12 protein-coding genes are annotated in these 12,523 nt (G+C 72.1%); 4 read left to right on the top strand and 8 right to left on the bottom strand.

What is annotated here, in order from left to right:
- Positions 1-67: 67 nt before the first annotated feature.
- The gene (locus QF032_RS24610; protein ID WP_307045429.1) at positions 68-832 is read left to right on the top strand and encodes a prolyl oligopeptidase family serine peptidase; all 765 of its coding nucleotides are present in this window, start codon (positions 68-70) and stop codon (positions 830-832) included.
- A gap of 91 nt (positions 833-923) precedes the next feature.
- On the opposite strand, the gene QF032_RS24605 is transcribed toward QF032_RS24610, so the two are convergent.
- The gene (locus QF032_RS24605; RefSeq protein WP_307045427.1) at positions 924-1,886 is read right to left on the bottom strand and encodes a LysR family transcriptional regulator; all 963 of its coding nucleotides are present in this window, start codon (positions 1,884-1,886) and stop codon (positions 924-926) included.
- A gap of 63 nt (positions 1,887-1,949) precedes the next feature.
- Here QF032_RS24605 and QF032_RS24600 point away from each other — a divergent pair, with 63 nt between their 5' ends.
- The 3 genes from QF032_RS24600 to QF032_RS24590 all read left to right on the top strand — a co-directional run bounded on the left by QF032_RS24600 (position 1,950) and on the right by QF032_RS24590 (position 5,734).
- Positions 1,950-3,251 carry an MFS transporter gene (locus tag QF032_RS24600; RefSeq protein ID WP_307045425.1) on the top strand — a complete coding sequence of 434 codons (1,302 nt, stop codon included), beginning with the start codon at positions 1,950-1,952 and terminating at the stop codon, positions 3,249-3,251.
- Positions 3,252-3,443: 192 nt separating this feature from the next.
- Positions 3,444-4,580 carry a DNA polymerase III subunit beta gene (dnaN, locus tag QF032_RS24595; RefSeq protein ID WP_307057507.1) on the top strand — a complete coding sequence of 379 codons (1,137 nt, stop codon included), beginning with the start codon at positions 3,444-3,446 and terminating at the stop codon, positions 4,578-4,580.
- 140 nt (positions 4,581-4,720) lie between these two features.
- On the top strand, positions 4,721-5,734 hold the full coding sequence (locus tag QF032_RS24590; RefSeq protein ID WP_307057504.1) for a sigma-70 family RNA polymerase sigma factor: 1,014 nt from the start codon (positions 4,721-4,723) through the stop codon (positions 5,732-5,734).
- Here the strand turns inward: QF032_RS24590 and QF032_RS24585 are convergent.
- The 7 genes from QF032_RS24585 to QF032_RS24555 all read right to left on the bottom strand — a co-directional run bounded on the left by QF032_RS24585 (position 5,618) and on the right by QF032_RS24555 (position 12,507).
- Positions 5,618-6,004 (bottom strand): STAS domain-containing protein, encoded by a 387-nt coding sequence (locus tag QF032_RS24585; protein WP_307057502.1) that lies wholly within the window; start codon positions 6,002-6,004, stop codon positions 5,618-5,620. The genes QF032_RS24590 and QF032_RS24585 overlap by 117 nt on opposite strands.
- Before the next feature lie 45 nt (positions 6,005-6,049).
- Entirely contained in the window at positions 6,050-6,634 is a 585-nt protein-coding gene (locus QF032_RS24580) for a Uma2 family endonuclease (RefSeq protein ID WP_307057499.1), read from the bottom strand.
- A 131-nt stretch (positions 6,635-6,765) separates the two neighbouring features.
- Positions 6,766-8,049 (bottom strand): thymidine phosphorylase, encoded by a 1,284-nt coding sequence (locus QF032_RS24575; protein ID WP_307045416.1) that lies wholly within the window; start codon positions 8,047-8,049, stop codon positions 6,766-6,768.
- A gap of 126 nt (positions 8,050-8,175) precedes the next feature.
- Positions 8,176-8,577 (bottom strand): cytidine deaminase, encoded by a 402-nt coding sequence (locus tag QF032_RS24570; protein WP_307045414.1) that lies wholly within the window; start codon positions 8,575-8,577, stop codon positions 8,176-8,178.
- Entirely contained in the window at positions 8,574-9,857 is a 1,284-nt protein-coding gene (locus QF032_RS24565) for an ABC transporter permease (protein ID WP_306949636.1), read from the bottom strand. The genes QF032_RS24570 and QF032_RS24565 overlap by 4 nt, the downstream gene beginning before the upstream one ends.
- Positions 9,857-10,984 carry an ABC transporter permease gene (locus QF032_RS24560; protein WP_306949637.1) on the bottom strand — a complete coding sequence of 376 codons (1,128 nt, stop codon included), beginning with the start codon at positions 10,982-10,984 and terminating at the stop codon, positions 9,857-9,859. Before QF032_RS24560 ends, QF032_RS24565 begins: the two co-directional genes overlap by 1 nt.
- Positions 10,981-12,507 carry an ABC transporter ATP-binding protein gene (locus QF032_RS24555; protein WP_373430489.1) on the bottom strand — a complete coding sequence of 509 codons (1,527 nt, stop codon included), beginning with the start codon at positions 12,505-12,507 and terminating at the stop codon, positions 10,981-10,983. Before QF032_RS24555 ends, QF032_RS24560 begins: the two co-directional genes overlap by 4 nt.
- Between the last annotated feature and the right edge of the window lie 16 nt (positions 12,508-12,523).

Raw genomic sequence — 12,523 nt, 5'->3', positions numbered from 1 at the left:
CCGCCGATATGTAACGGTGACCGCACGGACAGGTGGAGCACACCACTGCTTCTGACACTGTTCTGCCATGGCACAGGAACTGACGCCGGTTCGGACGGCCCGGCTGGGGAGGGCGCTCGGCCCGGAGCCGACGGCGGTGAGCGGAGCGGTGCTGCTGCTCCCGGGCGGCGAGGAGGTCTCCGGCCGCAGACCGTCCGCCCTGTGGGCGGCCGCCTCCGTCCGGGGCCTCGGGCGCCGGCTCGCCCGCGCGGGAGCCGGGGAAGGCCTGGCCGTGCACGCCGTGCACTACCGCTACCGCGGCTGGAACGGCGACGAGGCGCGTCTCGCGGCCGACGCGGCCTGGGCCGCCGACGAGATCGTGCGGCGGTACGGGGACGTCCCGGTGTGCCTGGCCGGCGTCGACATGGGCGCGCGGGCGGCGCTGCACGCGGCCGGCCACGAAGCCGTCAACTCCGTTCTGGCGATGGGTCCGTGGCTGCCGGAGGAGGACATGGCGGCCCCGCCCGAGCCGGTCAGGCAGCTCGTGGGACGACGGGTGCTCCTCGTACACGGCACCAAGGACGAGCGCTGCGACCCCGAGCTGTCGTTCCGGCTCGCCGCGCGCGCCAAGAAGGCGAACCGGGACGTGTGCCGGTTCGAAGTGCACTCCGACGGCCACGGGTTGCATCAGTACCGCGCCGAAGTCCTCGCCCTCGCCGAGGACTTCGTCATGGGCGCGCTGTTCGGCCGGGCGCTCTCCCGCCCGGTGGAGGACGCGCTCGCGGCGCCGCCCCCGCTGGGCCTGCGCATGCCGCTGGCAGCCGGTTTCGGGAAGTCGTTACGGCGACGGTAGGCACGGTCGGGAGACGGTGGGGACGGCAGGAACGGACGCCGGTGGCGCGGACGGGCGTCCCGTCATGGAACCGCACTGCGGGTCAATCCACCTAGGACGGGAGCAGGTTGCCTCGTCTCGAGAGCAGGAACTTCTTGAAGGCGGCCACCGGCGGGGTGTCCGGACGGCCTTCGAGCCAGGCCACGCCGATCTCACGGGCCGCCCGCGGGGCCGTGACCGTCAGTTCCACCACGCCGGGGCGGGCCACGGCCGGCGGTGGCAGCAGGGCGACTCCCAGACCCGCCGCCACCAGCCCGCGCAGCGTCTCCGCCTCCTCCCCCTCGAAGGCGACCCGCGGCCTGAAGCCCGCCTCCGTGCAGAGGTCGTCGGTGATGCGGCGCAGGCCGTAGCCGGGTTCCAGCGTGACGAAGGCCTCGTCTGCGGCCTCCGCGAGGCGGACCCTTCTGCGGGCGGCGAGGCGGTGGTCGGCCGGGACGACCAGACGCAGTTTCTGCTCGTCGAGCCTGCGGGCGACCAGGTCCGGGGCGTCGGGGACCGGGGAGGTCAGACAGAGGTCCAGCTCGCCGGCCCGCAGCCCTTCGAGCATCGCCTCGCCGTAGTTCTGCACGAGGCTGAAGCGCACCCGCGGGTGGTCGGCGCGGAAGGCGTGCAGGAGCCCGGGCACGGTCTCCGCGCCCATGGTGTGCAGAAAGCCGAACGCGACCTTGCCGGCCGTCGGATCGGCGTCGGCGCGGACCTCGTCGGCCGCCCGCTCGATCTCCGCCAGGGCGCGCTCCACCGAGGTGAGGAAGGTGCGGCCGGCCGGGGTGAGGGAGACCGTGCGGCCGCGGCGGGCGAACAGGTCGACGCCGAGGTCCTGCTCCAGCCGGACCATCGCCCGGGACAGCGTCGACTGGGGGACGTCCATCTCCTGGGCGGCGCGCGTGACGTGCTCGGTGCGGGCGACGCCGGCGAAGTAGGCGAGCCGGGGGGCGAGCAGCCTCACCATGTCGGCGGTGTCTTCTGTGTCACCGGACGGTGACAGGCGAGTCCGTGACCTCTGCTGATGCACCATGGGAACGATTATGACGAGTCCGTGCATTGGACGGATCAGCGAGGCCGTCCGTAGGTTCGAGGCATGTCTCCCGCCAGTACCGGGGCGTCCACGATCGTGGTCGCCGCTTCGCCCGCCCGCTCGACCGCCACCGCCCCCGCCGCCGTCTCCGCCGCCCCTTCCGACACGCGGCTGGCCCCCGGCGGCCCCGGCTACCGCCGGATGAGCTTCGCGCTCTTCCTCGCCGGTGTGGCGACCTTCGCCCTGCTGTACTCCACACAGGCGCTGCTGCCGCTGATCTCCGGCGACTTCGGGGTGGCGGCGAGCCGGGCGAGCTGGACGGTAGCGGCGGCGACCGGCGGACTGGCGCTGTTCGTCCTGCCGATGAGCGCCCTGTCCGAGCGCTACGGCCGCCGTACGGTGATGACGGCCTCGCTGGGGGTCGCGGTCGGCGTGGGCCTGCTGGTCCCGTTCGCGCCCTCCCTGGGCTGGCTGGTCGTGCTGCGGGCGGTGCAGGGCGCGGCGCTGGCCGGGCTGCCCGCCTCGGCCACGGCCTACCTCGCGGAGGAGGTCCGGCCGAAGGCGCTGGTGACGGCGATCGGCCTGTTCGTGGCCGGCAACAGCGTCGGCGGGATGAGCGGCCGGGTCATCACCGGCTGGGTCGCGCAGGAGTGGGGCTGGCGGATCGCCGTCGGCGTGATCGGCGTGCTGGCGGTGGCCTGCGCGGTCGCCTTCCGGCTGCTGCTGCCCGCGCCGCGCCACTTCACGCCGGGCTCCCTGGCGCCCCGCGTCCTGGCCCGTACCGTCCGCGGCCACCTCGCCGACCCGCTGCTGCGCCGGCTGTACGCGATCGGCGCGCTGTTCATGACCGTCTTCGGCGGCGTGTACACGGTGATCGGCTACCGGCTGACGGAGGAGCCGTTCTCGCTCCCCCAGGGCGTCGTCGGCTCGATCTTCCTGGTGTACCTGGTGGGCACGGTGTCGGCGTCGACGGCGGGTCGGCTGGTCGGCCGGCTGGGTCGGCGCGGCGCGCTGTACCTGGCGGGCGGCACGACCGCCGCCGGCCTGCTGCTCTCCCTGGCGGACTCGCTGGCGCCGGTGCTGCTGGGCCTGGTCCTGATCACGGCGGGCTTCTTCGCGGGGCACGCGGTGGCGTCGTCGGCGGTCAGCAGGACGGCGACCACCGGCCGCGCCCAGGCCTCGGCGCTCTACCAGTCCGCTTACTACGTCGGCTCCAGCGCCGGCTCCACGGTCGGTGCGATCGCCTTCCACTCGGGCGGCTGGGCCGGCACGGTCGGCGTCGGCCTCTTCGCGGTGCTCGGCGTCGTCGCGATCACGGTGGCCGGCACGCGCGCGGCGCGCCGGGAGGCACCGGCCGTCGCCTGACCGCCCCTTCCCGCCTGACCGCCCCCGTCCGGCCGGGCCAGGCACGCCCCGGCCGGACGGCCCGGCACCGCGCCCTTCCCGGTCCCCCGCTCCTCCTGCTCCTCCTGCTCCTCCTGCTCAGAGCCTTTTGTCAGTGGTCGCGGATAGCGTCCGCGACCACTGACCGGTTTCTGGCACAGGGGGTATGCGTCCATGGAGTTGCGGATCGACCGCGGTGATCTCGTCGAGGCCGTGGGATGGGCGGCCCGGGCGCTGCCCGCCCGCCCACCGGTGCCGGTGCTGGGCGGGCTGGTGCTGGAGGCGTCGGCGGGGACGCTGAGCGTGTCGGGGTTCGACTTCGAGACGGCCGCGCGGATCGAGGCGGACGCCGAGGTCGGCACCGGCGGCCGGGTGCTCGTCCTCGGGCGGCGGCTGCTGGACATCTGCAAGGTGCTGCCGGACGGGCCGGTGAGCTGTGCGCTGGAGGGGACGCGGTTCACGGTCGAGGCGGGCGGCACGAGCTTCGGCTTGTCCACCCTCCCGCACGAGGAGTACTCCGCCCCGCCCGCGCCGCCGCAGGTGTACGGCGCCGTCGACGCGGCCGCGTTCGCGGCCGCCGTCGCGCAGGTCGCGGTGGCGGCAGGCCGCGACGACACCCTCCCGGTGCTGACCGGCGTCCAACTGCGCCTGGAGGGCGACGAGATGACGCTGTCGGCGTCGGACCGCTACCGGTACGCGGTGCGCCGGCTGGAGTGGAAGGCGGAGCCGGAGGCGGCGGGCGGGGGCGTGGTGGAGGCGCTGCTGCCGGCGCGGCGGCTGCTGGACGCGGCCCGGTCGCTCGCCCGGTGCGGGACCGTGCGGATCGGCCTCGACGGGGCTGCCGGGAGCGGGTCGGCCGGAAGCGGACCCGTCGGGTTCGGGGGCGGGCGGATGCGGACGGTCCTGCGACCGCTGGACGGTCGGCTGCCGTCGTACGGGAAGCTGTTCGACATGGCGGAGGCCGTGGTGGCCGAGGTCGAGTGCGGGGCGCTCACGGAGGCCGTGCGCCGGGTCGCGGTGGTGGCCGAGACGAACAGTCCGGTGCGGCTGGACTTCTCGGCGGAGTCGGTGCTGCTGCGCGCCGGATACGGCGACGACGTGGCGGCGCAGCGGCTGCCGGCCGCGCTGACCGGCGCCGAGGACGTCAGCGTGGCCTTCAACCCGGCGTATCTGGTGGACGCGCTGGCGTCGTTCGGGGCGACGCGACTGCGGGTGGAGCTGCTGGGGACCGGCCAGCGGTCGCTGCTGAGCGCGGCGGACGCGCCGGAGAGCCACCGGCACCTGCTGATGTCCGTCAAGCAGTTGGTCTGAACAGCGGCCGCGAGGGCTTGGACAGGGCGTCCACCTGCGCTTTCGTCGACTCGGCAGGCCATTGTCAGTGGGCTGCGGTAGCTTCCGGAGTGCTGGGCGCGACGACGCGTGACAGGACGGCCACAGGGGTGGGTTGGACGATGGGCGACAGCACGGCGACGACGGACCTCGACGTCGCACTGGAGAAGCACCGGACGGAACTGACCGGTTACTGCTACCGCATGCTCGGCTCGTCCTTCGAGGCGGAGGACGCGGTGCAGGACACCATGGTGCGCGCCTGGCGGAGCTACGACAGGTTCGAGGGCCGTTCCAGCCTGCGGTCCTGGCTGTACCGGATCGCCACCAATGTCTGTCTGGACATGCTGGCGGCCGGCAACAAGCGGGCCAGGCCGATGGACCTCTCCGGACCCACCCCCCTCGCCCGGGCCGCGCTCTCGCCCCGCCCCGACCACACCTGGCTGGAGCCGATGCCCGACGCCCGTGTGCTGCCGACGGTGGAGGACCCGGCCGAGGCGGCCGTCGCGAAGGAGTCGGTGCGGCTGGCGTTCATGGCCGCGCTGCAGCAGCTGCCGCCGAAGCAGCGGGCGGTGCTGATCCTGCGGGAGGTGCTGGCGTGGCGGGCGAGCGAGGTCGCCGAACTGCTGGACACCTCCGTCGCCTCGGTCAACAGCGCGCTGCAGCGGGCGCGGGCCACGCTGGCCGAGCGCAAGGAGTCCGGCGCGGACGCGGCGGTGTCGGACCCGCTCGACGAGGAGCAGCAGAAGCTTCTGGACCGCTATGTGGCAGCCTTCGAGGGCTATGACATGACGGCGCTGACGGCCCTGCTCCACGAGGACGCCGTCATGACGATGCCGCCGTTCGACCTGTGGCTGACCGGGCACGACGACATCACCGGCTTCATGACCACGCTCGGCTCCGCCTGTGAAGGCTCGCGCCTGCTGCCGGTCGAGGTCAACGGTCTGCCGGGGTTCGCCCAGTACAAGCCGGACCCGGAGAAGGGCGGGTTCACGCCGTGGGCCGTCCAGGTCCTGGAGATCTCAGAGGGCCGCCTCACCGGGTTCCACTTCTACCTCGACACCCAGCGCTGGTTCCCCCTCTTCGACCTCCCCCTCCACCTCGACGGGGAGTCCGACCAGGTGGAGCAGGGCGCGTAGCGCGGGGTCGGGGCCGCGCAGCCGTATCCGGCCCCCGGCCCGCCGGGCGGCCAGCTGGAGCCGCGCCAGCAGGTCGACGGTGAGCAGCCCGGGCGGCCCGATCCCGGCCACGTCGCAGACCACGACTCCGGTCTCGGCGGCGGTCAGCAGCATGCGCACAGCGTCGCCCAGCCCTGCCGCCTGCCCGCTGGTGGCGGGTCCGGTCAGGGTGAGCACGGGGGGTGTCGTCGCTTCCACGATCGGTAGACCGTGGTCCAGGCCCCAACTCATCGGCAACGGCTGCAGGGCCAGCCCGGCGAGCCTGTGCGGCAGGCCCTATTCGGCGGGAAACTCGCCCGTGTCGATGACGACGTCGAAGGGCACGGGAAGCTTGAGCGCCTCGCCGAACTTCGCCGTGCTCAGCAGGCGGTACACGTCGCCCTTCGGTTCTCCGTACAGCGTCGCGCTGGGGCCTTCGGGAGCCCAGCGGTCGACGAGGAGGTAGAAGGGGATGCCTGCGGAGGCGCAGGCGGCGGGTTTGCTGATGCGGTCGTGCCGGGCGTTGGACTTCGAGGTGACCTCGACGACGAGTTCGGCCAGTCCGGCCGGGATGTGACTGTCCGCCTCCGTGTGCTCCCGCACGGGGGCCACCACGAGGTCCGGAATGAGCATGCCCAGCCGCGACGGCACGGCGATGGCCAGGGTTTGGAAGATCCCCCAGTCATCGGGGATGACGGAGTAGAGGCGGCGCTGAATGCGTTCCGCGATGATGTTGTGGCGGTAAGCGGGAGCAGGTGACACGGTGACGATCCCCTCGATGATCTCCACCTTGCTGCCCTCGGGCCATTCCATCTCCTCCCAGAACCGGACGAGGTCGTCCCAGCTCTGCTCGGGGTCGTGGCCCACGGTGAGTGCGCTCATGGCGGTCTCCTTGATCGTGCGTCACCGAGTCCAGCATGCCGAACGGGACCGGCGGAGGTCCACCGATCCCGTTCACCCGAAAGGGGACTGTGACACCGGCGGCCTCCAGCCGCGGGTCAGGTAAGGCCAGGTCAGGCGATGCGTTCCAGCACGACCGGGGAGGCCGTGAACGGGGTTCCGGGCGCGTCGATGTCGTACGAGCCCTCGACCGCCTGGAGCGCGTAGTCGAAGCGCTCCGGGGTGTCGGTGTGCAGGGTGAGCAGCGGCTGGCCGGCCGTGACCGTGTCGCCGGGCTTGGCGTGCAGCTCGACGCCGGCGCCCGCCTGCACCGGGTCCTCCTTGCGGGCGCGGCCCGCGCCGAGGCGCCAGGCGGCGATGCCGATGTCGTAGGCGTCGAGGCGGGTCAGGACGCCCGAGGCGCCCGCCTTCACCACGTGCTGTTCCTTCGCGGTGGGCAGCGCGGCGTCCGGGTCGCCGCCCTGGGCCGCGATCATGCGCCGCCAGACGTCCATCGCCGAGCCGTCGGCGAGCGCCTTCGCCGGGTCGGCGTCCGTGATCCCGGCCGCGTCGAGCATCTCGCGGGCCAGAGCGATCGTCAGCTCGACGACGTCCGCCGGGCCGCCGCCGGCCAGCACCTCGACCGACTCGCGGACCTCGAGGGCGTTGCCCGCGGTGAGGCCGAGGGGGGTGGACATGTCGGTCAGCAGGGCGACCGTCCTCACACCGTGGTCGGTGCCGAGGCCCACCATCGTCGAGGCGAGCTCACGGGCGTCCTCGATGGTCTTCATGAAGGCGCCGGTGCCGACCTTCACGTCCAGGACCAGCGACCCGGTGCCCTCGGCGATCTTCTTGGACATGATGGACGAGGCGATCAGCGGGATGGCCTCGACGGTGCCGGTGACGTCCCGCAGCGCGTAGAGCTTCTTGTCGGCCGGGGCGAGACCGTCGCCTGCGGCGCAGATCACCGCGCCGGTGCCGTCCAGCACGGACAGCATCTCCTCGTTGGAGAGCAGTGCGCGCCAGCCCGGGATCGACTCCAGCTTGTCCAGCGTGCCGCCGGTGTGGCCGAGGCCGCGTCCGGAGAGCTGCGGGACCGCCGCGCCGCAGGCCGCCACAAGGGGGGCCAGCGGCAGCGTGATCTTGTCGCCGACGCCGCCCGTGGAGTGCTTGTCGGCGGTCGGGCGGGACAGGGCGGAGAAGTCCATGCGCTCGCCGGAGGCGATCATCGCGGCCGTCCAGCGGGCGATCTCGCGGCGGTTCATGCCGTTGAGCAGGATGGCCATGTTGAGGGCGGCCATCTGGTAGTCGGCGACCTCGCCGCCGGTGTAGGCGTCGATGACCCAGTCGATCTGCTCGTCGCTGAGCTCACCGCGGTCCCGCTTGGTGCGGATGACGGAGACGGCGTCCATGGCCATGGCTTTCCTTCCGGTGATGCAACGGTGATGCGCGGTGGTGCACGGTGGTGCGACAAGACGTGGGGAGAAACGGGGGGAGAAAGTGCGCGGCCCCTCTGCGGTGGTCAGAGGGGCCGCGCGCGGGAGTCACTTCGTGAGGTGGTCCGGGCCGAAGGCCTGCGGGAGCATCTCCGCGAGCGGCAGGATCCCCGCCGGCGTCTCCAGCAGGAGGCCGGGGCCGCCGAACTCGTACAGCAGCTGGCGGCAGCGGCCGCACGGGACGAGGATTTCGCCGCGGCCGTCCACGCAGGTGAAGTGCGTGAGCCGGCCGCCGCCGGTGTTCTGCAACTGCGAGACCAGCCCGCACTCGGCGCACAGGCCGAGCCCGTAGGAGGCGTTCTCGACGTTGCAGCCGGACACGGTCCGGCCGTCGTCGACGAGCGCCGCCACACCGACCGGGTAGCCGGAGTAGGGGGCGTACGCGCGGGACATGGCCTCGCGGGCCACCTCGCGCAACGCCTCCCAGTCGACGGCGGCGGCCGGGGTCACTTGCCCTGGCCCTTGCGGTAGCGCATGCCGTCGGCCCTGGGCATGCGCAGTCGCTGCGCGGACAGCGACAGCACCAGCAGGGTGACGACGTACGGGGTGGCGCCCACGAAGTCGCTCGGGACCTCGTCGGTGAACAGGTACCAGACCAGGACGAGCGCGGCCACCATGAGGCTGATCCCGGCCTGCCAGTGCGCCTTGCGGTACAGCTTCCAGCCGGCCAGCCCCGCGAGGAGCACGACCAGCAGGAGCAGCAGCGCGTGGACGGTCTCGCCGCCGTTGCGCAGTTGCAGCGCGTCGGAGTAGCCGAACAGGCCCGCGCCCATGGCCAGACCGCCGGGGCGCCAGTTGCCGAAGATCATCGCTGCGAGGCCGATGTAGCCGCGGCCGCCGGTCTGGCCCTCGAGGTAGGTGTGCGAGGTGACCAGGGCGAGGAAGGCGCCGCCGAGACCGGCGAGGCCGCCGGAGACGGCCACGGCCGCGTACTTGTACTTGTAGACGTTGACGCCGAGGGACTCCGCGGCGATCGGGTTCTCACCGCAGGAGCGCAGCCGCAGGCCGAACGGGGTGCGCCACAGCAGCCACCAGCTGCCGACGAACAGCAGGAAGGCGAGGAGCGTCACCACGGACAGGTCGGTGACCAGGCCGCCGAGGATGCCCGCGATGTCGGAGAGCAGGAACCAGTGGTGCTTCTCGACGGACTGGAGGGCGTCCGAGAGGCCGGGCACGTCGATGTGGGGCAGTGACTCGACGGGCGGGGACTGCTTGGGGTTGCCGCCCGCTTCGGCCGGCTTGCCCTCCGAGAAGAACAGCTTGGCGAGGTACTGGGTGATGCCGAGCGCAAGCAGGTTGACCGCGACGCCGGAGACGATGTGGTCGACGCCGAAGGTGACGGTCGCGACGGCGTGCACCAGACCGCCGAGGACGCCGAAGCCGACGCCGCACAGCAGGCCGAGCCAGGGGTTGGACTGCCAGCCGATCCAGCCGGCGCCGAAGGTGCCGAGGATCATCATGCCCTCGAGGCCGATGTTGACCACACCGGACCGCTCGGACCACAGGCCGGCCAGACCCGCGAGGCCGATGGGCACGGCGAGGCCGAGCGCGGCCGAGACCTGGCCCTCGGAGGTGAGCTGGTTGGCGCCGGTGATGATGCGGACCACGGCCACGAGCACCAGCGCGCCGGCGATGATCGTGAGGATCCGGCCGACCGAGCGGCCCGACCGGCCGCCGGTGTCCGCCTTGGGCGCCGCGGGGGGCGGCGTGTCGGTCATCGTGGCAGTCATCACGCCACCTCCTGCTTCTGGGTCGGGGCGGCGGCCTGGGCGGCGAGCTCGGCGCCGACCCGCTGCTGCTGGCGCTTGAGGCCGTAACGCCGGACGAGCTCGTAGGCGATGACGACGCACAGCACGATGACGCCCTGGATGACGCCGAGGATTTCCTTGTCGTACCCCTCGAACTCGAGGTGGTTGGTCGTGCGCTCCAGGAAGCCCCAGAGCAGCGCGCCGAGCGCGATCCCGACCGGGTTGTTGCGGCCGAGCAGGGCGATGGCGATGCCGGTGAAGCCGATGCCCGACGGGAAGTCGTTGCTGAACTGGTGGCTGTCGTTGAGCAGGGTCGGCATGCCGATCAGACCGGCCACGGCACCGGAGATGATCATGCTGGTGGCGACCATCTTCTTGACGGAGACACCGCTCGCGGTGGCCGCGCTCTCGGACTGGCCGACGGTGCGCAGGTCGAAGCCGAACCGGGTGCGGCCGAGCACGAACCAGTAGGCGATGCCGACGAGGACGGCGACGACGATGAAGCCCCACAGCACACCGGCCGCGCCGGTGTCGATGGTGAAGAAGTACGAGGACTTCGGCAGCGGGTCGGTCGAGACGACCGTGCCGCCGCTCTGCAGTTCGGCGAGCTTCCCCGGCTGCAGCAGGTAGGCGATGATCGCGGTGGCGATCGAGTTCAGCATGATCGTGGAGATGACCTCGCTGACGCCGCGGGTCACCTTGAGGATGCCCGCGATGGCCGCCCACAGGGCGCCGGTCGCCATGGCGCACAGGATGATCAGCGGGATCGCGATCCAGCCGGGCACGGTCAGCGCGCCGCCGAGGACGGCGGCGACGAACGCGGCGAGCCGGTACTGGCCGTCGACGCCGATGTTGAACAGGTTCATGCGGAAGCCGATGGCCACCGCGACACCCGCCAGGTAGTACGTCGTCGCCTTGTTCAGGATGTAGACCTGGCTGTCGCTGGCGGAGCCGTAGGTCAGCATGTCGCTGAAGGCCGCGCCCGGGTTCTTGCCGGTGGCGAGGATGACCAGGGCGGTGACGACGAGCGCGGTGACGATCGCCAGCAGCGGGGCCGCGACCCCGAGGAGCAGCCGCTCCTTGTCGATCCTTGAGGTCAGCTTTTTCATCGGGCGTCGTCCTCTGCGTGCTCCAGGTGGCCGGTGGCCGCACCCGTCATGGCGGAGCCCAGCTCCTCGGGGGTGATCGTGGCGGGATCGGCGTCGGCGACCAGCCGGCCGCGGTACATGACCCGCAGGGTGTCGGAGAGCCCGATGAGCTCGTCCAGGTCGGCGGAGATCAGCAGCACGGCCAGGCCCTCGCGGCGCGCCTCGCGGATGTGGTCCCAGATCGCGGCCTGCGCGCCGACGTCCACACCGCGGGTGGGGTGGGCGGCGATGAGGAGCTTGGGCGCGTGGCTCATCTCGCGGCCGACGATCAGCTTCTGCTGGTTGCCGCCGGACAGCGAGGCGGCGGTCACGTCGATGCCGGGCGTGCGGACGTCGTACGCCTGGACGATGCGCTCGGTGTCGGTGCGGGCGGACTTGATGTCGAGCAGCTGGCCGCGCGAGTTGGGCCGCTCGGTGACATGGCCGAGGATGCGGTTCTCCCACAGCGGCGCCTCGAGGAGCAGGCCGTGGCGGTGGCGGTCCTCGGGGATGTAGCCGACGCCGGCCTCGCGGCGGTTGCGGGTGGGCACGTGGGAGATGTCGGCGCCGTCGAGGGTGATGGCGCCGGCGTCCGGGGCGCGGATGCCCATGATCGCCTCGACCAGCTCGGACTGGCCGTTGCCCTCCACGCCGGCGATGCCGAGGACCTCGCCCTTGTGGATGGTGAAGGAGATGTCGTCGAGGATGATGCGCTCGACGCCGTCGAGGTCCGTCTGGGTCAGGTGCAGTCCGTCCAGCTTCAGCAGCGGGACGTCCGTGACCGTGGACTCCTCGGTCTCCGGCGTGGGCAGTTCGCTGCCGACCATCAGCTCGGCGAGCTGCTTGGTCGTGGTGTTCCGCGGCTCGACCGTGCCCACCGTGGTGCCGCGCCGGATGACGGTGATCTCGTCGGCGACGGACAGCACCTCCCCCAGTTTGTGGGAGATGAAGATGACGGTGAGGCCCTCGGCCTTCAGCTCGCGCAGGTTGTCGAAGAGGGCGTCGACCTCCTGCGGCACCAGGACGGCCGTGGGCTCGTCGAGGATGAGCGTCTTGGCGCCGCGGTAGAGGACCTTGAGGATCTCCACGCGCTGGCGGTCGGCGACGCCGAGCTCCTCCAGGAGGACGTCGGGCCGGACGTTCAGCCCGTACGCGTCGGAGATCTCCCTGATCTTCGTCCGGGCCTTGCCGCCGATGCCGTGGAGCTTCTCCGCTCCGAGGACGACGTTCTCCAGGACGGTGAGGTTGTCGGCGAGCATGAAGTGCTGGTGCACCATGCCGATGCCGCGCGCGATGGCGTCGGCGGGGTTGCTGAAGGTGACCTGGTCGCCGTTCACGGTGATGGTGCCCTCGTCCGGCTGCTGCATGCCGTAGAGGATCTTCATCAGGGTGGATTTGCCGGCGCCGTTCTCACCGCACAGGGCGTGGACGGTGCCGGTGCGAACCGTGATGTCGATGTCGCGGTTGGCCACGACGCCGGGGAATCGCTTGGTGATGCCGCGCAGTTCGACGGCAGCGGGA

Origin of the sequence: Streptomyces achromogenes, assembly GCF_030816715.1 — a bacterium.
GTDB classification, from domain to species: Bacteria; Actinomycetota; Actinomycetes; order Streptomycetales; family Streptomycetaceae; genus Streptomyces; species Streptomyces achromogenes_A.
This window is presented reverse-complemented; position numbering and strand designations above follow the sequence as displayed.

Excerpts from the sequence above, each read along its gene's own strand:
- dnaN (WP_307057507.1), top strand. The coding sequence starts at position 3,444 with ATGGAGTTGCGGATCGACCGCGGTGATCTCGTCGAGGCCGTGGGATGG.
- QF032_RS24565 (WP_306949636.1), bottom strand. The coding sequence starts at position 9,857 with ATGACTGCCACGATGACCGACACGCCGCCCCCCGCGGCGCCCAAGGCG.
- QF032_RS24580 (WP_307057499.1), bottom strand. The coding sequence starts at position 6,634 with ATGAGCGCACTCACCGTGGGCCACGACCCCGAGCAGAGCTGGGACGAC.
- QF032_RS24605 (WP_307045427.1), bottom strand. The coding sequence starts at position 1,886 with ATGGTGCATCAGCAGAGGTCACGGACTCGCCTGTCACCGTCCGGTGAC.
- QF032_RS24610 (WP_307045429.1), top strand. The coding sequence starts at position 68 with ATGGCACAGGAACTGACGCCGGTTCGGACGGCCCGGCTGGGGAGGGCG.
- QF032_RS24575 (WP_307045416.1), bottom strand. The coding sequence starts at position 8,049 with ATGGCCATGGACGCCGTCTCCGTCATCCGCACCAAGCGGGACCGCGGT.
- QF032_RS24600 (WP_307045425.1), top strand. The coding sequence starts at position 1,950 with ATGTCTCCCGCCAGTACCGGGGCGTCCACGATCGTGGTCGCCGCTTCG.
- QF032_RS24585 (WP_307057502.1), bottom strand. The coding sequence starts at position 6,004 with ATGAGTTGGGGCCTGGACCACGGTCTACCGATCGTGGAAGCGACGACA.
- QF032_RS24590 (WP_307057504.1), top strand. The coding sequence starts at position 4,721 with ATGGGCGACAGCACGGCGACGACGGACCTCGACGTCGCACTGGAGAAG.
- QF032_RS24560 (WP_306949637.1), bottom strand. The coding sequence starts at position 10,984 with ATGAAAAAGCTGACCTCAAGGATCGACAAGGAGCGGCTGCTCCTCGGG.